The 21,895-nt window shown below is 66.9% G+C and carries 21 protein-coding genes and 1 tRNA gene; 4 read left to right on the forward strand and 18 right to left on the reverse strand.

Features of this window, described 5'->3' with window-relative positions:
• Positions 1 to 211 precede the first annotated feature (211 nt).
• The 4 genes from FY036_RS14645 to FY036_RS14660 form a co-directional block, all read right to left on the reverse strand.
• Positions 212 to 694 carry an SRPBCC family protein gene (locus tag FY036_RS14645; RefSeq protein WP_148915482.1) on the reverse strand — a complete coding sequence of 161 codons (483 nt, stop codon included), beginning with the start codon at positions 692 to 694 and terminating at the stop codon, positions 212 to 214.
• 82 nt (positions 695 to 776) lie between these two features.
• Positions 777 to 1,718, reverse strand: coding sequence for a glutathione synthase (gshB, locus tag FY036_RS14650; RefSeq protein WP_148915483.1), 942 nt, complete (start codon positions 1,716 to 1,718; stop codon positions 777 to 779).
• Between the two features lie 95 nt (positions 1,719 to 1,813).
• A complete protein-coding gene (locus FY036_RS14655) occupies positions 1,814 to 2,188 on the reverse strand; it encodes a GtrA family protein (RefSeq protein ID WP_148915484.1) in 375 nt (124 codons plus the stop codon).
• Positions 2,185 to 3,165, reverse strand: coding sequence for a glycosyltransferase (locus tag FY036_RS14660; protein WP_148915485.1), 981 nt, complete (start codon positions 3,163 to 3,165; stop codon positions 2,185 to 2,187). The genes FY036_RS14655 and FY036_RS14660 overlap by 4 nt, the downstream gene beginning before the upstream one ends.
• A gap of 87 nt (positions 3,166 to 3,252) precedes the next feature.
• On the opposite strand from FY036_RS14660, the gene FY036_RS14665 reads away from it, so the two are divergent.
• The 3 genes from FY036_RS14665 to FY036_RS14675 all read left to right on the forward strand — a co-directional run bounded on the left by FY036_RS14665 (position 3,253) and on the right by FY036_RS14675 (position 7,542).
• On the forward strand, positions 3,253 to 5,025 hold the full coding sequence (locus FY036_RS14665) for a GtrA family protein (protein ID WP_148915486.1): 1,773 nt from the start codon (positions 3,253 to 3,255) through the stop codon (positions 5,023 to 5,025).
• A gap of 105 nt (positions 5,026 to 5,130) precedes the next feature.
• Positions 5,131 to 6,480 (forward strand): putative bifunctional diguanylate cyclase/phosphodiesterase, encoded by a 1,350-nt coding sequence (locus tag FY036_RS14670; protein WP_148915487.1) that lies wholly within the window; start codon positions 5,131 to 5,133, stop codon positions 6,478 to 6,480.
• Positions 6,481 to 6,486: 6 nt separating this feature from the next.
• Entirely contained in the window at positions 6,487 to 7,542 is a 1,056-nt protein-coding gene (locus FY036_RS14675; protein WP_148915488.1) for a D-alanine--D-alanine ligase family protein, read from the forward strand.
• Here FY036_RS14675 and FY036_RS14680 read toward each other — a convergent pair.
• The 3 genes from FY036_RS14680 to FY036_RS14690 form a co-directional block, all read right to left on the reverse strand.
• Positions 7,539 to 7,898: a septal ring lytic transglycosylase RlpA family protein gene (locus tag FY036_RS14680; protein ID WP_148915489.1), complete on the reverse strand. Its 360-nt coding sequence runs from the start codon at positions 7,896 to 7,898 to the stop codon at positions 7,539 to 7,541. The two genes, FY036_RS14675 and FY036_RS14680, sit on opposite strands and share 4 nt — an antisense overlap.
• Before the next feature lie 154 nt (positions 7,899 to 8,052).
• Positions 8,053 to 9,432, reverse strand: a complete 1,380-nt coding sequence (locus tag FY036_RS14685; RefSeq protein ID WP_148915490.1) for a M20/M25/M40 family metallo-hydrolase — start codon at positions 9,430 to 9,432, stop codon at positions 8,053 to 8,055.
• Between the two features lie 81 nt (positions 9,433 to 9,513).
• Positions 9,514 to 10,557, reverse strand: a complete 1,044-nt coding sequence (locus tag FY036_RS14690) for an HD-GYP domain-containing protein (protein WP_148915491.1) — start codon at positions 10,555 to 10,557, stop codon at positions 9,514 to 9,516.
• Positions 10,558 to 10,718: 161 nt separating this feature from the next.
• Between FY036_RS14690 and FY036_RS14695 the strand changes: the two genes are divergently transcribed.
• Complete coding sequence (locus FY036_RS14695; RefSeq protein WP_201744768.1) at positions 10,719 to 11,831, forward strand: NAD(P)/FAD-dependent oxidoreductase; 1,113 nt, start codon at positions 10,719 to 10,721, stop codon at positions 11,829 to 11,831.
• A gap of 3 nt (positions 11,832 to 11,834) precedes the next feature.
• Here FY036_RS14695 and hutG read toward each other — a convergent pair whose 3' ends face one another.
• The 11 genes from hutG to FY036_RS14750 form a co-directional block, all read right to left on the reverse strand.
• Positions 11,835 to 12,644, reverse strand: coding sequence for an N-formylglutamate deformylase (gene hutG / locus FY036_RS14700; protein ID WP_148915492.1), 810 nt, complete (start codon positions 12,642 to 12,644; stop codon positions 11,835 to 11,837).
• A gap of 240 nt (positions 12,645 to 12,884) precedes the next feature.
• Positions 12,885 to 12,969, reverse strand: a tRNA-Leu gene (locus FY036_RS14705).
• Between the two features lie 120 nt (positions 12,970 to 13,089).
• On the reverse strand, positions 13,090 to 13,710 hold the full coding sequence (locus tag FY036_RS14710; RefSeq protein ID WP_148915493.1) for a 2,3-bisphosphoglycerate-dependent phosphoglycerate mutase: 621 nt from the start codon (positions 13,708 to 13,710) through the stop codon (positions 13,090 to 13,092).
• A gap of 25 nt (positions 13,711 to 13,735) precedes the next feature.
• Complete coding sequence (gene dapB, locus FY036_RS14715) at positions 13,736 to 14,542, reverse strand: 4-hydroxy-tetrahydrodipicolinate reductase (protein WP_148915623.1); 807 nt, start codon at positions 14,540 to 14,542, stop codon at positions 13,736 to 13,738.
• A gap of 2 nt (positions 14,543 to 14,544) precedes the next feature.
• Positions 14,545 to 16,350 carry an ABC transporter ATP-binding protein gene (locus tag FY036_RS14720; RefSeq protein WP_201744769.1) on the reverse strand — a complete coding sequence of 602 codons (1,806 nt, stop codon included), beginning with the start codon at positions 16,348 to 16,350 and terminating at the stop codon, positions 14,545 to 14,547.
• A gap of 84 nt (positions 16,351 to 16,434) precedes the next feature.
• Positions 16,435 to 17,460 carry a glucokinase gene (locus FY036_RS14725; protein ID WP_148915494.1) on the reverse strand — a complete coding sequence of 342 codons (1,026 nt, stop codon included), beginning with the start codon at positions 17,458 to 17,460 and terminating at the stop codon, positions 16,435 to 16,437.
• Positions 17,450 to 17,863: a methylglyoxal synthase gene (locus FY036_RS14730; RefSeq protein WP_148915495.1), complete on the reverse strand. Its 414-nt coding sequence runs from the start codon at positions 17,861 to 17,863 to the stop codon at positions 17,450 to 17,452. Before FY036_RS14730 ends, FY036_RS14725 begins: the two co-directional genes overlap by 11 nt.
• An 82-nt stretch (positions 17,864 to 17,945) precedes the next feature.
• Positions 17,946 to 18,977 (reverse strand): penicillin-insensitive murein endopeptidase, encoded by a 1,032-nt coding sequence (gene mepA, locus FY036_RS14735; RefSeq protein WP_148915496.1) that lies wholly within the window; start codon positions 18,975 to 18,977, stop codon positions 17,946 to 17,948.
• 79 nt (positions 18,978 to 19,056) lie between these two features.
• Complete coding sequence (locus tag FY036_RS14740; protein WP_148915497.1) at positions 19,057 to 19,968, reverse strand: SDR family NAD(P)-dependent oxidoreductase; 912 nt, start codon at positions 19,966 to 19,968, stop codon at positions 19,057 to 19,059.
• On the reverse strand, positions 19,965 to 21,134 hold the full coding sequence (gene queG, locus FY036_RS14745) for a tRNA epoxyqueuosine(34) reductase QueG (protein ID WP_148915498.1): 1,170 nt from the start codon (positions 21,132 to 21,134) through the stop codon (positions 19,965 to 19,967). Before queG ends, FY036_RS14740 begins: the two co-directional genes overlap by 4 nt.
• Positions 21,134 to 21,826 (reverse strand): glutathione S-transferase family protein, encoded by a 693-nt coding sequence (locus tag FY036_RS14750; protein ID WP_148915499.1) that lies wholly within the window; start codon positions 21,824 to 21,826, stop codon positions 21,134 to 21,136. The genes queG and FY036_RS14750 overlap by 1 nt, the downstream gene beginning before the upstream one ends.
• Between the last annotated feature and the right edge of the window lie 69 nt (positions 21,827 to 21,895).

Genomic DNA, 21,895 nt, shown 5'->3' on the forward strand with positions numbered 1-21,895 from the left:
CCTGTGCGGGCCCTCCGAGTATGTCCCGAAATGACCCGGCCTTGCGGCAGTGAAGCACAAAGCTGCCGCAACGGCAAGAACAAGACGGGAACAAAGACGCGCTTAGGGTGCAGGCGGGTTGCACGCGGTTGCAAGGATGGAACGGATGTTCCTCCAAACGGAAAGGCCGGCGTTTCCGCCGGCCTTTCGTGAGCTGCCACTCGTTTCGCGTTCAAAGGCCCCTGGCGACCTCTTCGAGCTGGTCGGCGCATTGGCCCCAGCCCTCGTGGAACCCCATCTTTTCGTGGGCTTCCTTGTCTTCCATGGTCCAGTGGCGGGCACGCGCGGTGTAGCGCGTCTTGCCGCCTTCGTCCTCGAAGGTCAGCACGCCGACGAAGAACGGCTTCTGCGAAGCGTTCCAGCCCTCGGTGAAGGCGTCGGTGAAGACCAGCTTTTCGTTGGGCACGGCCTCCAAATAGACGCCGGCATTGGGATATTCGTTGCCTTCGGGGTCGCGCATCGTGATGTTGCTGCGCCCGCCCGGGCGCACGTCGACATCGACTGCACCGATGCTCCACGGCTTGGGCACGAACCACTGCTTGAGCAGCTCGGCTTCGGTCCAGCAGCGCCAGACCTTGTCGCGCGGTGCGTCGATCAGGCGGCTGATGACCAGCTCGCGGTCGTCGGACGGGGTGGCGTCGATAATCGTTGTCATGTGTGGCTCCTCTCGGTTCTATGCCCCAAGGACGGACGCGGATCGCGCCATCCGACAATCACCCGCCACGAAATTGATTTTTCTATCGGCGCTTGGCTTCCACCGCGTCCCAGAAGAGGGCCGCTATGTCCGCGCCGCCGAACTTCTTCACCTCGCGCACGCCCGTTGGCGACGTCACGTTGATCTCGGTCATGTAATCGCCGATCACGTCGATGCCGACGAGGATGAAGCCGCGCTCCTTGAGCGAGGGGCCGATGCGGGCGCAGATTTCGCGCTCGCGTTCGGTCAGCTCGGTCTTCTCGGCGCGGCCGCCTACATGCATGTTGGAGCGCGAATCGTGCTCGGCCGGCACGCGGTTGATCGCGCCGACGGGCTCGCCGTCGATCAGGATGATACGCTTGTCGCCCTTGCGCACGTCCTTGAGGTAGCGCTGCACGATGAAGGGCTCGCGGAACATCTGCTGGAACATTTCCAGAAGCGAGGCGAGGTTGCGGTCGGCCTCCTGCAACATGAAGATGCCGGCCCCGCCATTGCCGTAGAGCGGCTTGACGATGATGTCGCCATGCTGCTTGCGAAACGCGTCGACCTCGCGCACGTCCTTGGTAATCAGCGTCTCCGGCATCAGGTCGGGGAACTCGGTGACGAAGATCTTCTCCGGGCTGTTGCGCACCCAGGCCGGGTCGTTGACCACCAGCGTCTTCGGGTGGATGCGCTCGAGAATATGGGTCGTAGTGATGTAGTTCATGTCGAAGGGCGGGTCCTGCCGCAGAAGGATCACGTCCATCTCCGACAGGTCGGTTCGCACCTGCTCGCCCAGCGTGAAGTGGTCGCCCTTCACGTCGCGTACCTGCATCTCCTCGATGCGCGCGAAAACCTTGCCGTCCTGCATCGAAAGCCGGTCGGGCGTGTAGTGAAACAGCTGGTGGCCGCGCCGCTGCGCCTCCAGCGACAGCGCGAAGGACGTGTCCCCGGCGATGGAAACGGTCGAGATATGGTCCATCTGGACGGCGACCTTGAGGGTCATGGGCAGCTCCGCGCATTGCCTTGTTGGTGGGTGAACCATCTACCGGCTGGCGGCGCGCTTGCCAATCCGTCTGGCAAAGGCTGGCGCGCCGTGGCCTACCGGCCGAACACCAGCCGAGAATAGCCGAGAAAGGACAGCACCATCGCCGCACCCGACGCGATCGCCAGTGCGGCCACCGGCCACAAGGCTGGAAAGGCCAGAAGCAGGCCGGCATAGGCGGCATAGTTGAAGAGCCCCACGGCCACCGCCACGGCGGTGTAGCGCGCGCCCTCTCGCGCCAGCGAACGCCCGCTCGGCCCGAAGGTCAGCCTCCGGTTGATAGCCCATGTCACGCAGACCGCGGCGGCGAACGAAAACAGCCGGGCGACGAAAGGGTTGAGCCCGATCCCGGCGGTCAAAAGCAGCAGTACGGCGGCGTCGGTGGCAAAGCCCGACCCGCCGGCAAGCACGAAGGCGGCGATGCGGTTCATGCCACGCGGACGCGCCGCGCCTGCGTTTCCGCCTGCCCGGCATGGGCCGGCGCGTGGGAGAGATAGTGGATACGCTTCTGCTCGGCGCGGCCGCGCGCCACCGAATCGAGAATAAGCCCCGCCACCATCATGATCATCGCCAGCATCAGCAGGCCGATGGAGAGTATCCAGGTCGGCATGCGCGGGACGAGGCCCGTCATCGCATATTCGTAGAGCACCGGCAGCGCGAAGCCCGCGCTGGCCAGCAGGAAAATTGCGGCAAGGGCCGCGAAGAAGCGGGCGGGCCGCGTCTCCTTCATCAGCATGGCAAACATCCAGAGGATCTTCGCACCGTCGCGATACGTCGAGAGCTTGGATTCCGACCCTTCCGGCCGGCGCCCGTAGTCGAGCGCCATTTCGCAGACCGGAATGCGCAGCATCGAGGCGTGGACGGACATCTCGGTCTCGATCTCGAAGCCGCCCGATACGGCCGGGAAGCTCTTGACGTAGCGGCGCGAGAAGACGCGGTAGCCCGAAAAGATATCGGTGAAATCGCGCCCGAACAGGAACTGGTAGAGCCCGTTGAAGATGCGGTTGCCGAAAGCGTGGCCGGCGCGGCCGGCATCGTCGGTGACGCCGCGGCGGGTGCCCACCACCATGTCGACGCGCTCCGTCAGAAGCGTATTGACGAGCTGCGGCGCGTCCTGCGGATCGTAGGTCCCGTCGCCATCGGCCATGATGTAGATGTCGGCGTCGATGTCGGCGAACATGCGGCGCACCACGTTGCCCTTGCCCTGCCGGGGTTCGCGGATGACCGTCGCGCCCGCCGCGCGCGCCTGCAGCGCCGTCAGGTCGGTCGAGTTGTTGTCGTAGACGTGGATGGCGGCTTTCGGCAGCGCCTCGCGGAAGCCGCGCACCACCGCGCCGATGGTGCGTTCCTCGTTGTAGCACGGCAAAAGCACGGCGATCGCGGGCTCGGCCTGGGTCAGGACTTTCATGCGGCGCTCCCGGTCGGATTGGCGCTTTACTATTTCTTGAAGCCGTTAAAGCTAGGTTTAGCCCCTACAAAAGGCTTGGAGCTCGTCGTGGCCACGGTCACATCCCCCTCATGGATACGCCTGCGTTCCGGCCGGAGCAGTGATGCCGTGCTGGCGGTTGCAGTCGCGCTGGCGCTGCTGGCGTTCCATGCTGTCCGGGGCTTCCCGACCATCGCCGACAATGGCGGCGACAATGACAGCCTGCTGCGGCTGGTGCAGGTGCGCGACCTTTTGGCGGGGCAGGGCTGGTTCGATCCGACGCAGTATCGCATGGGGCCGGAAGGCGGCTTTGCCATGCACTGGTCGCGATTGGTGGATCTGCCGATCGCGCTGCTGGTGGCCGTCTTCGGCGAGGCGGCGGCGCTGGTGATCTGGCCGTCGCTTCTGTTTGCGCTGGCGCTATTCTTCATCGTGCGTTCTGCCCGCGTGCTGGGTGGCGAATGGGCGGTGCTGCCCGCGCTCGTCATCGGCGGGCTGGCGCTCTATTTCGTCAACGTCTTTCCGCCCGGCGCGCTCGACCACCATAACGTCCAGCTGGTGCTGGCGCTTGCCGCCCTGTTGTTCCTGATGCGGGCGAAAGAGTTTGCCGCCGGCGGCGCGCTTGCAGGCGCGAGCGCGGCGCTGATGCTCGCCATCGGCATGGAGGCCGCGCCCTATGCGGCGACGGCCTGCGCCATCGCGACGATAGGCTTCCTTGTCGGCGAGGAAGGCGATGCCCGCGCGGCGCGCGGTTTCGGCCTCGCCTTTGCCGGCGTCTCGGCAGCGGTGCTGATCGTCACGCTTCCCGCGGGACAATGGCTGGCGGCGCAGTGCGACGCCTTCTCGCTGCCGCAGGCCTCGCTGGCCGTACTGGGCGGCGGCGGGCTGGCGCTGCTGGCCGCGGTCCCCGCTCTGCGGTCCTCGTGGCGCACGCGGCTGCTCGGCCTCGGCGTCCTTGGCGTGCTTGCGGCGGTGCTGGCTGTCTCTGCCTTTCCGCAATGTCTCGCAGACCCCTATGCAGGGCTCGACCCGATGCTACGCCGCTACTGGCTGAGCGCAGTGTCGGAGGCGCAGTCGGTTGTCAGCGTTGCGCGGGCGAACCCGGTTATGTTTGCCGGCTATTACGTGACGCCGCTCATAGCGCTGGCCACGCTTTGCTGGGCTCTTGCATGCGGCGGCGCGCGGCGGGAGCATGCGGTCGCGGCGGGTTTCCTGGGTGCTGCGGTGCTGGTCAGCTTCTGGCAGGTGCGCGGCGCGATGTTCTCCATTCCGCTGGCCGCACTGGTGCTGGCTTCATGGGTCGGCGGCCTGCGCCGGCGTGTCGAAAGGGACGGCACCCCGCGCGCCCAGCTTGCGATGCTGGCAGGGTGGCTGGTGTCGATGAACCTCGTCTGGCAGCTGGCGGCAAGTCCCTTCGCGGCCGCCGAAGAAGGCGATGCCACAGGCCAGGCGGCGTCGCGCTGCTATGCGCTTGCCGACTACGAGGCACTGGCGGCCTTGCCGGCAGGTACCGTGCTTGCGATCTCCAATCAGGGCTCCGCCATTCTCAGGCAGACGCATCATCGTGTGCTGAACGGGCCCTATCATCGCAACAATGCCGGCAACCTTGCAGCGCTCGAGATGCTGATGGGCGACCCGGCAGCGGCGGAAGCGGCGGCCCGTGCGCAGGGCATCGACTATGTCGCGCTGTGCCGCGGCAACCCCGAAACCGTCTCGCTTGGCAAATGGGCGCCCGATGGGCTGCTGGCGGCACTTGCAGGTGGAACCCCGCCCGTATGGCTGGAACCGCTGGCGGGCACGCAGGGGCAGGCGGTCGAAATCTACCGCCTCCGCGCGCCCTGACGACGAATGCCCGCTCACGAAAATTTTGTTCTGTAAGATACCTTTCCTAAACGGTTTCGTGCCAACGTCCCCTCGGTGGGGAAATAACAAGAATGAGGGGCGTCGATGCAAAGCCCTAGCGGTGCAGGGCAGTTTTTTACCGAGGGCGCGGATCTGGCCTATACCGATCCGCTGACCGGGCTCGGCAATCTGCGCCGATTTTTCGACAAGGTGGACAGGCTGATCCTCGACCGGGCGGATGATCCCGCACCGTTCGCTATAGGCATTCTCGACCTCGACGGCTTCAAGCCGATCAACGATCTTTTCGGCCGCAGCGCGGGCGACAACATCCTCCAGCAGGTCGCCATGCGTCTCAAGGCGTCGATGGACCAGCATTCGACGGTGGCGCGCGTCGGCGCCGACGAGTTCGCCTTCCTCTACCCGCTCGTCTTCAGCGAGGATGCCGCGCAGGAGCGCGCCCTGATGCTGATCGAAATCCTTTCGGCGCCCTACGACGTGGGCGACCGCACCGCGCGGCTTTCGGCGTCGGTCGGGTGCTCGCTGTTCTATTCGGGCGAGGAGAAGACCGAGACGCTGGTGTCCAAGGCGGAGACCGCGCTCTACCACGCCAAGCGCTCCGGGCGCGGCAAGGTGGTGGTCTACACCCGCGAGATGGAAGAGGCGGCCAAGCGCACCACCCGCGTCGAGCAGGCGCTGCGCCGCGCCGTGGCCGCCGAGGAGGTGGAGCCGCATTTCCAGCCCATCGTCGACCTGAAGACCAGGCAGGTGATCGGCTTCGAGACGCTGGCGCGCTGGACCGACCGCGACCTCGGCTTCGTGCCGCCCAACGTGTTCATTCCCATTGCCGAGGAGCGCGGCATCATCGGGCCGCTGTCGCAGCTTCTGCTGCGTAAGGCGACCGAGACGGCCCGCAACTGGCCCGACGAGCTGTTCCTCTCGTTCAACCTCTCGCCTTCGCAGCTCGTCGACCAGAACACGGCCGAGCAGATACTGGGCATCATCGCCAAGACCGGCTTCGACCCGCGCCGCCTCGAGATCGAGATCACCGAAACCGGCCTGATGACCGATCCGGCCTCGGCCGAGAAGATCGTCAGCGAGCTGCGCGCCGTCGGCATTCGCGTGTCGCTCGACGATTTCGGCACCGGCCAGTCCTCGCTCGGCCGGCTGCGCGAGTTCCACTTCGACAAGCTCAAGATCGACCGCGCCTTTGTGTCGTCCATCCTCGAGGACAAGCCGTCCGAGCACATCATCCGTGCCATCCTCGCCATGTGCGAGGGCCTTGGCATGGACGTGGTGGCGGAGGGCATCGAGGAGGAGGGGCAGGCGAGCCGCCTCGTCCAGTTCGGCTGCGGCGGCGGGCAGGGCTACCTGTTTGGCCGGCCCTGCGATGCCGAGGCGACGATGGGCTACCTGCGCGAGGCCTACCGCTCGATGGCGCGGCTGCGCACCGCCTGACGCCAGATGGCCACGAAGCCGACGCTGCTTCTCGTCCATGAGCCGGAGACGGCCTGCCGCGCGCGGCTGGAGGCGCAGGGCATCGCGGCCGAACACGCCTTCGAGATTTCATCCTACCTCGCCCAGTCGACTGACCTCGAGCCGGAATTTCCTGAGATCGAGCGCGAATGCGCTGCACTTGGCCTCGCCTTCCGCCCGGTCGAGCTCGACATGGCGGCCGATGCGATGGCCCGCGCCGATCCGCGCGCTACGCTCGTCTGGACGCTGACGGACGGCATCGCCTATTTCCGCGGCGGTGCCTCGCCCGCGCTGGCGCGGCTTCATGGATTGCGCATGCTGGGTTCCGACGATGCGCTGTTTGCGCTTTGTCAGGACAAGTTCCGCTCCGGCGCGGTGCTGCGGGCGCTGGGCTTGCCGGGGCCGCAGGCGGGGCTGGCGCGCGACGGCCGCTTTCTCGTCGATCCGCCGCCATCGGCCGATGGGTGGTTCGTCAAGCCCAACCGCCTGGGCGCCAAGATCGGCATCTGGAAGGATTCGCGCTGTTTCAGCCTCGATGAAGCGCTGGCGCTGAGCCGCCGCATCTTTTCGGCCTATCGCGACGACGCGCTGGTGCAGGCCTATGTGCCGGGCCGCAATGCGCGCGCAAGCTTCCTTGCCGTCGAGCCCGGCGCTGGCGCCGAAGCGCTTGCCAGCGTCTTCGTGGATTCAGGCGGAGATTTCCAGACGATGGGAGACAGCCTCGCGCTCTATGGCGAGACGGGTGCCGCAGCGCGCGCCGAAAGACGCTATGCCGAGCCCGAGCTCAGCGATGTGGTGGCAACCCAGCCTGCCGCCTCCGGCGCGATACGGGCGATGGCGACCCGCCTCTCCGACGCGCTCGGCCTGCGCGACGTGTTCTCGCTCGACCTGCGCATCGAGGACGACGGCCGCCCCCATCTCATCGAGTTCGAGGTCTGCCCCGGCCTGCCCTGCTTCGACTTCCGCGACTATTGCCGGCGGCAGTGGAACATGACGCTGCCCCAGGCCATGGCGCAGGCGGCAGCGCGGCGTCGGGGGACCTAGCCCACCGATTCCATGCAGATCTTGGTGTGGCCGGAGCGGATGAAGCCGAGCTGGTTGGCGGCCGCCTTCGAAAGGTCGATGACGCGGCCCTTGATGAAGGGACCCCTGTCGTTGATGCGGACCACGACCGACTTGCCGTTGCGCTGGTTGGTCACCTTGATCTTGGAGCCGAAGGGAAGCGAGCGGTGGGCGGCGGTCATGGCCGCCGGGTTCATGCGCTCGCCCGATGCGGTTTTCGAGGTCAGCGCGTACCAGGAAGCGCTGCCGCACTGGGCGGATGCAGTCGTTGCGGACAAGGCCACAATGGCGGCCGCGGCGAAGCCTGGCGCAGCCAGACGCAGGGCAGGTGCAATCATGCAGGATAGGTCCCGTTCCGTTGATATGAGCCGGCCGTAGGAACGGAATCGGGCATGCGCGGGGCAGGCCCACGCATGCGCCGGACAAATATGAAGACACGCTGAAATATTAGGTCAGGCCAGCGTGCGATTCAGGGTTGCAGCGAAACTGCTTTCAGACCGCTTTCTCGAGCCTGCCGATCTCGGTCAGCAAGGCCGCGCCCGTGCGGATGCCGTCGATGAAACGCACGATCTCGAGGTTCTCGTTGGGCGCATGGTTGGCCTCGTCGGCATTGGCGTAGGGCACGCCGAAGGCCGGCAGGCCGAGCGTCTTGGTGAAGACGTATTCGGGCAGGCTGCCGCCCATGGAAGGGTACATCAAGGGTTCGACGCCCCTCGCCGCCAGCACCGCCTTGCGGACCGGCGCCGCGAACGGCGAATCCATCTGCGTGCGCGACGGCAGCATGCTGTTGCCGCGCACGAACTCGACATCCGGCGCGTGCAGCGCGATGTGCGCCTCGACCTTTTCGTAGACGTAGTCGGGCGTCAGCGGCTCGACGAGCCGGATGTCGCACTTGGCGAACGCCTCGCAGGGCAGCACCGTCTTGGTGCCCGGCCCGCCATAGCCGCCATGCAGCCCGTTGATGGTCAGGGTAGGGTGAAACATCAGCCGGTCGTAGAAGCCGCGCCCCGCCGGCCCGTCCAGTTCGTCGATGCCCAGCTCCCGCTTCACCGCGTCGAGGTCGAGCGGCAGCTTCGACATCATCTCGCGCTCATAGTTGGTTGGCGGAATGACCGGCTCGTTCAGCCCTTCGATGGTGATATCGCCCGCCGGGTTCTTCATCGTCGCCAGAAGGTGGACGAGTTTCCAGATTGCGTTGGGAACCACACCGCCGAAATTGCCGGAATGCACGTCACGGCTCGCAGCCTTGGCGCGAAGCTCGAACGCCGCGATGCCGCGCGTGCCGAAAGTGACGACGGGTGCGCCCGAATCGTGCAGCGGCCCGTCGGATGCGATCACCAGATCGGCTTTCAGCCGGTCTGCATGCTCGGCGACGAACTCTGCGATGTGCGGGCTGCCGATCTCCTCCTCGCCCTCCAGAAGGAAGATGACGTTGCAGGGCAGGTCGCCATGGATCGCCAGATGCGATTCGATCGCCAGCAGCTGCGCGAGATGCTGGCCCTTGTTGTCGCCGACCCCGCGCGCATAGATGCGTCCGTTGCGGATCGTGGGCTCGAAGGGCGGGCTGTCCCACAGCTCCAGCGGGTCCGGCGGCTGCACGTCGTAATGGCCGTAAAACAGCACCGTCGGCTTGTCCGGCGACACGTCGCGCCGGCCCAGAACCATCGGATGGTTCTTCGTCTGCACCGCCTCGGCCTCCATGCCGAGCTCCTTCAGCATGCCGACCAGCATATCCGCCACCTCGCGAATGCCGATATCGTGGGCGCTGATCGAAGGGTGGCGCACATAGTCCATCAGCCGGCTAATGAACGAGTCGCTGTTGGTCTCGATATGGTCGAAGACCTTTTGCAGGCCGGGTTCGATAGCGCTCATGGGACGCCTCCTTCATGTCTGGTCGAGTCACGAGGGTGGCCGTAGCACGCACGGGCGTCGATCATAAGGGGAAACCGGCGATCAGCTGTCGCCGGCGGCCGCATCCGTTGTCATGACGGCCATGATCTGCGGCCATTGCGCCTGAAATGCTTCCACGCATGCCGGGTCGAAATGGGTTCCGCTGCAGGCGACGATCTCGGCGTAGGCCTTGTCGAGCGGCCACGCCTGCTTGTAAGGGCGCACGGAACACAGCGCGTCGAAAACGTCGGCGACGGCGACGATGCGGCCTTCGACGGGAATGGCCTCGCCCGCCAGCCCCTCCGGGTACCCTTTGCCGTCCCAGCGTTCGTGATGCGCGCCGGCAATCAGGCGTGCTGCGCGGATGAGATCGGAAGAGCCGTTTTCGAGGATGTGGCAGCCGATCTCGACATGGGTGCGCATGATTGCCATTTCCTCGTCGGTCAGCCGCCCCGGCTTCTGCAGGATCGCGTCCGAGACGCCGATCTTGCCGATGTCGTGCAGCGGCGCGCCCAGATAGATCATGCGCGCGCGTTCCTCGTCGAAGCCGAGGCCCTCCGCGATCAGGCGCGAGATGGTCGCCACGCGCGAGACGTGCTCCCCGGTGGTGCCGTCGCGAAACTCGATGGCGCGGGCGAGCCGCCAGATCACCTCCTCCTCGCGCCGCACCAGATGGCGCGTCGCCGCCTCGACCTGGGAGGTGAGCAGGCGCGCCCGGTCTGCGAGGTCGAGCTGCGCCCGGCGCAGCGCGAGCAGGTTGCGCACGCGCGCCTGAAGCTCGACCCAGTCGAAAGGCTTGGTGAGAAAATCGGTCGCGCCGGCCTCGATCGCCTTGAGCCGAAGCCCCCTGTCGATGTTGGACGTCACCATGATGATCGGGACGAGACGATAGGTGTCGGTCGCGCGCAGCTCCTGCACCACCTGGATGCCGTTCATCCGGGGCATCACATAGTCGACCAGCACCATGTCGAATTGCTGCTGTTTGCACAGCGCGATGGCCTCGACGGGGTCGAGACGGAACTCGACCGCACAGCTCTCGCCTTTGGCGATCATGCCGGTGATCGCCATGGCGCTCGACTTGCTGTCGTCTATGGCAAGAACTCTCACATCATCAGCCCCCTCATGACCCGATGACGCAGCGTTATAATGCAGAAAGCTGTTGATGCAGTTAATGGTTGCAGCAGGTTGCGGCCAGTCGCTGGCTGGTGGAGGGCAGGCGATTGACTTCGCCGGTGCAACTGCTTTTCTGGCACGCCTCGGCAATGGAAATGCGACGGAGCGTCGACGGGGTGGACATCGATATCGACTGCATCGTCATCGGCGCCGGCGTGGTGGGGCTCGCGGTGGCGCGCACGCTTGCGCTCCACGGGCGCGAGGTGATCGTGCTGGAAGCCGCCCCGGCCATCGGCACCGGCATTTCCAGCCGCAACAGCGAGGTCATCCACGCCGGCCTCTATTACGCCCCCGACAGCCGCAAGGCGCGCCACTGCGTGCGCGGGCGCTCGATGCTCTATGCCTATTGCGAGACGCGGGGCATCCCCCACAAGCGGCTGGGCAAGCTCGTGGTCGCGCGTGAGGAGAGCGAGGTCGCGGCACTCGAGGCGGTCGCCGCGCGTGCCGCGCGCAACGGCGTCGACGACCTGCGTTTCGTCGACCGGGCTCAAATTGCCGCGCTGGAGCCTGCCCTGTCGTCACACGCAGCACTTCACTCGCCAAGCACGGGTATCATCGACACCCATGCGCTCATGCTGTCGCTGCTGGGGGAACTGGAAGACAATGGCGCGGCGCTGGCACTCGACACGCCTGTCGTGTCGGGCGAGGTGTGGGAAGGTGGCGTCGAGATCGTGACCGGCGGGGCGGAGCCGGCGCGGATCGTCGCGCGCTGCGTCGTCAATTGCGCCGGGCTTGCAGCGACGGACGTTGCATCGCGCGTTGCGGGGCTTGCGGCGCCGCCGCCACAGATTCGCTTCGCCAAAGGCAACTATTTCGGCATGACCGGGCGCGTCCCGTTCTCGCGGCTGGTCTATCCGGTGCCCGAGCCCGGCGGGCTCGGCGTGCATCTCACGCTCGACATGGGCGGCCGCGCCCGCTTTGGCCCGGACGTGGAATGGATCGACGAGATCGACTTCCACGTCGATCCCGCCCGCGCCACGCCGTTCTACGAGGCGATCCGGCGCTACTGGCCGGGCCTTCCGGAAGGCAGCCTCTATCCCGACTATTGCGGCATCCGCCCCAAGCCGGTCGAGGGAGACGGCGATTTCATCATCGATGTCGCCACGCCCGGCATTATCTGCCTGTACGGCATCGAGTCGCCTGGCCTCACATCGGCCCTGTCGATAGCCGACGAAGTGGCGTCCGCGGCGGACGAGGTGTTCGGCTGACGTTCAGCTACCGGACAAGGAGGTCGATACCATGGCGTCGAACACCCGGCGCAGATGCGCCTGCGCGCTGCTCCAGCCCTCGGCCGGCAGGCGCTCGACCCTGGCCTCGTCCATGTAGAAACGCTGCGCGAGCTCCATCTGGATCGCGTGCACGCCGCTGGCCGGGTCGCCATAGTTGCGGGTGATCCAGCCGCCCTTGAAGCGGCCGTTGAGAACCACGCTCAGCCCGCTGGCAAGGCAGGCCGAGGCGACCGCGTCCTCGATGCGCCTGTCGCAGCTCGCGCCGCCATTGGTGCCGATGCTGAAGATCGGTAGTTCGCCCTCGAACAGCCGCGGCACGACCGAGCGGATCGAGTGGCAATCATACAGCACGACATGGCCGTGAAGCGCCTTTAGGCGTTCGATCTCACCTCGGATGGCGTCATGAAAAGGGTCGAACCACACCGTCCTGCGCTCGGCCACATCCTCCGGCGAGGGTGGCGCGCCCGCATAGAGAGGCACGCCGTCGAAGGTCTCCACCGGCACCAGCCCGGTCGTCGCCTGCCCCGGATAGAGCGACACGCCGGCGGGATCGCGATTGACGTCGATCACCGAGCGCGAGAACGGCGTCCGCACCGTGGTCGCACCGTAGTCGCCAACGAAATCGTAGAGCTCGTGGATCCACCAGTCGGTGTCGAGCAGCGCGAGTTCGCGCGAATGCATCGCCGCCAAAGGGCTGTCGGGGATGACCGTGCCGGTATGGGGAAAGGTGACGAGAAGCGGCGCATCCCGCCGCTCGATCTCGATTTCGCCGAAAGAAAGCGCAGCGGTCATCAGGGCTCCGTGGACGAGGTGTCGGCGCATCATCGCCGAATTGGCTCGCATATGTACAGTCGTCGGCGGCGGTTACGCGCGGCACGACATTGCCGCTTGCCGGCCGTTAATGCGACAGGACGCAAAACGATGATCGGGGGTAGTCGAACCCGCAGGGTCCGCAAGGGCGACCGCCCGTCGGCCAGTCAGGCCGCCCCATCGGAGCGGTGAGCGAAGCGAACGCGCGCGAGATAAGGAAAATGGTGCCCAGGAGAGGACTCGAACCTCCACGCCTCGCGGCACACGGACCTGAACCGTGCGCGTCTACCAATTCCGCCACCTGGGCTAGTGACCACATGGCCGCAACGGCAGCTTGTACCGGGGAACCATGCGTGGTGCGACGCCGATGTAAGCGGGCGCGCCGGTGCTGTCAATGACAATCTCGCAGCCGGCGCGCAAAGTCGCGTCAGCCCTCCAGTATCTCCTTGGAGGCGACGGTGGAGTCGGCGTTGAGCCGGTAGACGATCGGCACGCCGGTGCCCAGCTCCACCTTGATGACGTCCTCGCCGGTCAACCCGTCGAGCGCCATGATGAGCGCGCGCAGCGAGTTGCCGTGGGCAGCCACCAGCACCGTCTCGCCGCGCAGCACGTGCGGCTGGATGACGTGCATGTAGTAGGGCCACACGCGCGCGCCGGTGTCGCGCAGGCTTTCGCCGCCGGGCGGCTGGATGTCGTAGGAGCGCCGCCAGACATGCACCTGCTCCTCGCCCCATCTGGCGCGCGCGTCGTCCTTGTTGAGGCCGGAGAGGTCGCCATAGTCGCGCTCGTTCAGGGCCAGGTTGCGCACGGTTTCGAGGTCGGGCTGGCCGACGGCGTCGAGAATGTGCTGGCAGGTCACCTGCGCACGCCCGAGATCGGAGGTATAGGCGATGTCGAATTTCAGGCCGCGTGCGGCAAGCTTTGCTCCCGCAGCCTTGGCCTCGGCGTGGCCCTGCTCGGTCAGGCCCGGATCGCGCCAGCCCGTGAACAGGTTCTTGAGGTTCCATTCGCTCTGGCCGTGGCGGACGAGGACCAGCGTTCCGGACATGGGCATCTCCTGCTTGTGTTGGGGATCAGGTGGAAAGACCGAGGACGTCGCGCATCGAATAGAGGCCCGGCTTGCGCCCATGCGCCCACAGCGCCGCCTTGACGGCGCCGCGCGCGAACAGTGCCCGGTCCTCGGCATGGTGCGACAGGACGATGCGCTCGCCAGCGCCCGCGAGGATGACCGAATGGTCGCCGACGACCGAGCCGCCGCGCAGCGTCGCAAAGCCGATGGTGCCTTCCGGGCGCGGGCCGGTGTGGCCGTCGCGCGAGCGCACGCTGTTGTCGGCGAGCGGCACCTGCCGGCCTGTTGCCGCGGCCTCGCCCAGAAGCAATGCCGTGCCCGAAGGCGCGTCGACCTTGTGGCGATGGTGCATTTCCAACACCTCGATGTCGAAGTCCGCCGCATCCAGCGCGCGTGCGGCCTGCTCCACCAGCACGGCGAGCAGGTTGACGCCGAGGCTCATATTGCCGGACTTGACGATGGTGGCATGGCGCGCGGCGGCGGCGATCGCCGCGTCGTCGGCCTCGGAGCATCCCGTGGTGCCGATGATGTGGGCGATGCGCGCCTGCGCGGCATAGCCGGCGAAGACGACGGTCGCGGCCGGCGCGGTGAAGTCCAGCACGCCGTCGGCCTTCGCGAAGGCCGGCAGCGGGTCGTCGGCAATGGCGACGCCGAGGCGGCCGACGCCTGCGAGCTCGCCTGCATCCTGCCCGACGAAGGGCGAGCCCTCGCGCTCGACCGCGCCGACGATCGCGGCGCCTGGCGTTTCGTGGACGGCGCGGATGAGCGTGCGGCCCATGCGGCCGGCTGCGCCCACGACGACGAGACCCATAGTCACGCGGCGTTACCCCCCTGCTTGGCCCGCGGCTCGCCCTGCAGGCGATGGAAGCGTGCATAGGCCCCGGCCTTGCTCTTCATCAGGCTGGCATGCGTGCCCTCCTCGATGACGCGGCCTGCCTCCAGCACCACGATATGGTCGGCCTTTACCACCGTCGACAGGCGGTGCGCGATGACGATGGTGGTGCGGTCCTTCATCACGGTTTCCAGCGCGTCCTGAACGCGGGCTTCCGATTCCGTGTCGAGCGCCGAGGTGGCCTCGTCCAGAAGCAGGATGGGCGCGTTGCGCACGATGGCGCGCGCGATGGAGAGCCGCTGGCGCTGTCCGCCGGAAAGCGTCACGCCGTTCTCGCCGACGGGCGTGTCGTAGCCCATCGGCATCTGGCGGATGAACTCCTCGGCGTGGGCGAGTCGCGCGGCTTCCTCGATCTCGGCGTCGGTGGCGTCCGGACGGCCGTAGCGGATGTTGTCGCGAACGGTGCCCTCGAAGAGGTAGGGATGCTGCGAGACATAGGCGATATGGGCGCGAAGCGACGCCTTGGTGACGTGGGCGATGTCGTGGCCGTCGATCAGGATCGCGCCTGAGGACAGGTCGTAGAACCGCTGCACCAGCGCCACCACGGTCGACTTGCCCGCACCCGAGCCGCCCACCAGCGCGGTGGTCTTGCCGGCCTCGGCGCGGAAGCTTACGTCGCGCAGAACCGGCACGTCGGCACCGTAGGAGAACGACACGTCCTGGAAGCGCACCTCGCCGCGCGGGACGGAAAGCGGGTGCGCGCCGTCGCGGTCGCGCTGGCGCGGCTCGATGTCGAGCAGCTCGTAGATCATGCGCGCGTTGACGAGCGATTTTTCTAGGTTGACCTGAACGCGGGCGAGCTTGCGCGCCGGGTCGTAGGCCAGCAGCAGCGCCGTGATGAAGGCGAAGACCGAACCCGGCGGCGTGCCGTCGGCGGATGAGCGATAGGCGGCGTAGGCGATGACGCCCGCGATGGCGAAGCCCGCCAGCGTCTCGGAGATCGGCGTCACGCGTTCGGAGACGCGCGCGATCTTGTTGGCGCGGTTTTCGGCCTGCGCGATCAGCCCGGCCATGCGCTGCGCAAGCTGCTCTTCCATGGTGAAGGCCTTGACGACGGCGATGCCCTGCGTCGCCTCCTGCATCGCGCCGACGAGGCGGGCATTCACCTCCACAGCCTGCCGTGCGACCGAGCGAAGGCGGCGCATGATGCGGTTGACGGCGAAGATCAGCGGCGGTCCGATCAAAAGCGCGATCAGCGACAGCATGGGGTCCAGCGCGACCATGGCGGCGACGAGCGCGACCAGCAGCACGGCATCGCCGGCGATCGACTTCAGCGTCATGCTCAGCATGTCGCGCACGCCCAGAACGTTCTCGTTGATCTGCGCCGCCAGCCGCCCCGAGCGCTGCTCGGTATAGAAGTCGAGGCCGAGCTTCATCAGATGGTCGAAGATGCGGCGCTGGTAGCGCGCGACGAGGTTGTTGCCGATGGTGGCGAGGATGACCGCCTGTCCGTAGGTTGCCGCACCCCGCACGACGAAGACGCCGGCGATGGCGCCGCAAATCCACGGGATCAGCTCGTAGCGCTCGTTGTAGAAGACGTCGTCGATCAGCGGGCGCATCACCCACGGGATGAAGGCGGTCGCGCCGGCGACGGCCAACAGGCACAGGATGGCTGCGACGTAGAGGCCGGCATACTCGCGCGCGTTTTCGGCAAGCACGCGCCTGAGAACGGGAAGGATATCCCCCCGCAGGGCCGCAATCGCCCCCTTTTCTTCTCCTGACGCCAAGTGAACCGTCTTTCGTCCTGATTTCAGGCCCTGCCTATGCCTTCTTGCGGCGCAATGTGCAATCGGCAAGTGGCGCGAACGCCGTCAGCCCCGGGCCCAGTGGCGGTCTTCGATCTCGACGCCGAAGCGGCCGGGCGTGCGTGCATAGGCGGCGAGCCCGGCAAGGGCTGCCAGCGGATGGGTGATGACGTAGACCGGCATGGAGCGGACGAGCGCGTTGTGCGGTGCCTTGTCCTCGAAGGCGGCGCGAAACAGGCCGTTCTTCAGCGCGGGCACGATCTTCTGCGCGATGCCGCCGGTCAGGAACACGCCGCCGCGGCTCATGAAGATGAGCGCCAGGTCGCCGGCCAGACGACCCAGGCAGGTGACGAAGATGTCGAGCGCTTCGGCCGCGGTCGCGTCGCTGCGGTCGAGTGCCGCGCTGGTGATCTCCGCCGGCGTGGTGAAGCGCGCCTGCTTGCCGTCGGCGCGCGCGACCGCGCGGTAGAGGTTCACCAGCCCGCGCCCGCACAGCATCTGCTCGGCCGAGATGCGCCCCTCGATCTTCTCGATATGCGGAAAGACGGTGAAATCGCGCTCGCTGCGCGGGCCCATGTCGACATGGCCGCCTTCGCCGGGTACGGGTATCCAGGTATGGCGCGCATGGACGAGGCCTGCGACGCCGAGGCCGGTGCCGGGGCCGAGCACGACGCGGCTGGCCGCGTCTTCGGCCTCGCCGCCGCCGATCTGCTCCATGTGCTCCGGGCCGAGCGCCACGACGCCCAGCGCCTGCGCCTCGAAATCGTTGAGCACGACGACCTCCTCGAGGCCCAGCGTCTCGAACATCTGTTTGGGCTTGACCACCCAGTCGCAGTTGGTCAGCGCGATCTCGTCGCCGTCCACCGGTCCTGCGACCGCCAGCACCGCCGAAAGCGGCAGCACCGAGGTCTTGTCGAGTATGGCGGTCTGGATCGCCTCGTCGATGGTCGCGAAGCTTGCGGTCTGGACGGTCGGGAACTCCTTCGGCTCGGCATAGGCGTCCACCAGTATCGCGAAACGCGCATTGGTGCCGCCGATGTCGCCGATGAGGACCGGAAACTTCATCATGATGTGGTCGTCCTCACCTGGCATGTCCGTGCCGGTCCCCGCTCTGTGTGGCCTCGTGCACGGCAACCATCATCTGCGCCGTGGCTGCGTTCAGCGCCATGGGAATATCATAGACGATCGCCAGCCGCATCAGCGCCTTCACGTCCACGTCATGCGGCATGGGGGTCAGCGGATCAACGAGGAAGATCACGGCATCCACGGCGCCTTCGGCGATGAGCGCGCCGATCTGCTGGTCGCCGCCGAGCGGTCCGCTTTTCAGCCGGCGCACTGAAAGACGCGGGTCGGCTGCGGCGATGCGCATGCCGGTGGTGCCCGTGGCGACGATGTCGCAGCTGGCCAGAAAGTCGGCATGGATGGCGCAGAAGGCGACGAGATCGTCCTTCTTGGCGTCATGGGCGATCAGCGCAAGGCGCAGGCGGTCTGCCACGATGAATATCCGTCGGGGAGGTTAAATCGATTTAGACCAGTCTTAGGGCGCAGCGCGCTGCGGTGTCAAGGAAGGCGGACCCTCAGTTATAGGGCCGCGGCTGCGGCACGGGGATCGTGCGCTCCGGCGTCGGTGCATAGGCGCTGGCTGCAACAGGCGGTGCGGCCGTGGTGGCGAGCATGGTGCGTCCGCTGCCGCCGACTGTCACTGCGGCTTCCGAAGTGGGGGCGGGCGCGGACAAAACGGCCTTGCAGGCTGCCGGCAACGCCGAAAGGCGCATCACGTCTCGCGCGCGGGGCTGGGCCGGTCCGGTCGCGGGTCGCCACGGCTCGTCGGTGAACCACCATGCCAGCGACTGGTCGCAGCCTTCGCCGCGCGGTGTCGCCTCCTGCCCGCCGCAGCCGGGCGAGCCGGCGGGGCAGCCGATGCGGATGTGGAAATGCGAATCGTGGCCCCAGAACGGCCGCACCTTGCGCAGCCACGAGCGGTCGCCCGAAACCGTGTCGCACAGCTTCTTCTTGATGCCGGGGTGAACGAGGATGCGCTCGACATTCGGGTAGCTTGCCGCGCGGCGCAGGATCGCGGCGTGCGCGGGCGTCCACTTGCGGTCGTCGACATGCAGCGAGTTGGGCTTGAGCATGGACACGAAGTCCATGTTCTCGCGCTGGCGCGCCGAAAGCCGCCCGTTTGTGGGCATCGGCACGAACCATATGTCGGCGTCGAGCCCGAGCTGGTGCGAGGCGTGGCCGGAAAGCATCGGCCCGCCGCGCGGCTGCGAGATGTCGCCGATCAGCAGCCCCGGCCAGCCGTCCTGCGCCGCCTCGCGCGAGAAGCGCTCCAGCAGCGAGATCATTTCCGGGTGGCCCCAGCGGCGGTTGCGCGACAGGCGCATGGCCTGCCAGTTGGGCCCGTCCTCGGCGATCGCCATGCCGCCTGCAAAGCAGCCTTTGGAATAGAAACCGTGCGCGGCAGCCTGGGTGGCAGCCGGCAGGCTTTGCGCGCCGAACACGTCCTTTGCCAGCGGGTCTGCATGCGTCTCGGCGGCGAAGGAGAACGCCGTCGCAAGCCCGGCAAGGGCAAGTGTCGTGTTGCGGATGAAGTGTGAGAACCGCATAAGCCGGCCTCCGGTGATCGTCGGTTTCGCTGGCGCCCGTTGCCCGTCGGTCACCTTGGCAGACGCATGGTTAACCGAATCATAACAGTTCAGGGCCGGATTTTCGAGCTTGCGACCCGCCGCGCCATTCCCCGCTTCTCCACAGATGGTCGAGCGCGGCGCGATAATTCGGGAAGCGGAAATCGTATCCGGCCTGCCTGATGCGGGCATTGGAGACCCGCTTGTTCTCGCTATAGAAGGAGCGCGCCATCGGCGTCATGTCGGCATCATCGAAGGCGATCTCCGGCGGCGGTACAACCCCCATCAGCGATGCGGCATAGGCCACCACGTCCTGCGGCGGCGCCGGCTCGTCGTCGGTGACGTTGAACACGCCGCCGGTTTCATGCGTCGCCAGCAGCATCGCGGCCCCGGCGATGTCGTCGACATGGATGCGGTTGAACACCTGGTCCGTCTTGACGATGCGCCGCGCCGTGCCCTTGTCGAGATTGACCAGCCCATTGCGACCCGGACCGTATATGCCCGAAAGGCGCAGGATCGCGACCGGCAGGCCGGTCCGCGCCCCGAGCTCCAGCCATTCCCGCTCGGCGGCCAGACGCTGGCGCGAACGGCCCGAGACCGGGCGGGATTCGGCATCCTCGGCGATCCATGCCCCGCCATGGTCACCATAGACGCCGACGGTGGAGAGGTAGCCGATCCAGCACAGCGCCGGCATCCTTTTCTCGATGATGTCGCGCGCGGCCGCCAGCACCGGGTCGGCCTCGCCCGGCGCGATCGAGACGACGAGGTGGGTGGTTTCGGCGAGCGCGGCCCTCAGTTCTGATGATGGGGACGCGCCGTCGAACAGAAACGGCACCATGCCCTGCGCGCGCAATTCCTCTGCCTTGTCAGCCGAGCGGGTCGTGCCGGAAGCGACGCCGCCGGTCTCGATCACGCTTTGCGCGATGGCGCGACCCGAATAGCCCGCCCCGAAGATGAAGCACCGCATCGTCATGAGAGCTCTTTCGTAGTCCCGGCCGGCAGAACCGTATCGATTTCGGCGAGCACATCGCCATCGGCTTCCACCGCGCGCAGGTCGCGCAGCGCAGCCACCAGCCTTTCGGCGGGCAAAAGCCGCGACAGCGCCCAGACAGCCGCGCCGCGCACCAGCGGGGACGGATCGGCGAGCAGCTTCTCCGCTTGCGTCGCCAGCGATCGCTCGCCCGAATTGCCGGCCGCGATCAGGACGTTGCGGATGAACCGGTCGCGGCCGATGCGCTTGACCGGCGAGCCGGAGAAGAACGCCCGAAAGCCGGCGTCGTCGAGCGTCAGCAGGTCGGCGAGGCGCGGTTCCAGCAGGTCTTGGCGGGCCACAAGCCTGGCCTCGGATGCGGCCTGCGCGAACTTGTTCCACGGGCACACGGCGAGACAATCGTCGCAGCCATAGATGCGGTTGCCCATCGGCTCGCGAAACTCGTGCGGTATCGGCCCCTTGTGCTCGATGGTGAGGTAGGAGATGCAGCGCCGCGCATCGAGCTGGTAGGGCGCGGGGAAGGCGTCGGTCGGGCAGATGTCCAGGCAGGCCCGGCAAGAGCCGCAATGATCCCGCTCGGGGTCGTCTGGCGGTAGTTCGGCGGCGGTGAAGATCGAGCCGAGAAACAGCCAGGAGCCGAATTCCCGGCTGACGAGGTTGGTGTGCTTGCCCTGCCAGCCTATGCCGGCGGCTTCCGCCAGCGGCTTTTCCATCACCGGCGCGGTGTCAACGAACACCTTCACCTCCGCGCCGCTGCGCGACGCCAGCTTCTGCGCGATCTCCTTGAGCCGGCCCTTGATGACGTCGTGATAGTCGCGGTGGCGCGCATAGACCGAGATGGCGGCTCGGTCCTTGCGCGACATAAGGTCGAGCGGGTCGCGATCCGGGCCGTAGTTCATTGCCAGCATGACGATGGAGCGCACCTGCGGCCACAGGTTTCGCGGATCGCCGCGCCTTGCCGCCGTCTCCGCGATCCAGTCCATCGAGCCGTGGCGGCCCTTTTCGACATAGGCGGCAAGCCGCTCCGGCGCCAGCGGTACAGCATCGGGCCGCGTCACGGCGATGGCATCGAAGCCCTGCCGTCTCGCTTCCTCGTCAAGGAAAGCCCGAAGCCGGTCCGGTCGGACGGGATTCAGGGCCGCAGCCATCAGAAGTCCAGGTCGGCGTAGTGCGATACGGGCGACAGCGCACGCACCCTGTCTGCCAGGAGCGGGCGGAAGGACGGGCGCGACTTCATCCGCGTGTACCAGTCCTTGGCGGCCGGATAGTCGCCCCAGCTCACCTCGCCCATGTAATCGAGCACCGACAGCGTGGCGGCGGCGGCCATGTCGGCATAGGTGAGGCGCGTGCCTGCCAGCCAGTTGCGGGTGCCCGCCAGCCAGTTGGTGTATTTCAGGTGCTGCTTCACATTGGCGCGGGCGGCGCGAATGGCTGTCGAATCGGGTGCGCCGCCGCCATACTCGCTGCCCATGATCGGTTTCAGCACGCGTTCGCGCACCAGATGGCGGGTCACGTCGGCTTCCGTCTTGACGAGATACCAGTCCACCAGCCGGCGGATTTCGGCCCGCGCCAGCGGGTCCTCCACGAACAGCCGCTTGTCGCGCTTCAGCACGCCCCTCGTCTCGTCGACATATTCGGCGATGACCGTCGCGCCGACAATCGGCTGGTCGCCTTCGGCCAACAGCACGGGCAGGCTGGCCGCAGGGTTGAGGGTGAGGAACTCCTTGCGCCGAAGCCAGGGCTTTTCCTCGATGAGTGCGAGCTCCTCGCCATATTCGCCGAACGACAGGCGAACGAAACGACAGGCGGGAAGCAGCGGATGGTGGAACAGGGTCAGCATGGCACCGGGCAAACAGGAACGGTCTGGCCTTTTTAGGGCAGCGGGGCTAAGTCTCGAACCCGTTCCTGA

The organism is Neoaquamicrobium microcysteis (assembly GCF_008180155.1).
GTDB classification, from domain to species: domain Bacteria; phylum Pseudomonadota; class Alphaproteobacteria; order Rhizobiales; family Rhizobiaceae; genus Aerobium; species Aerobium microcysteis.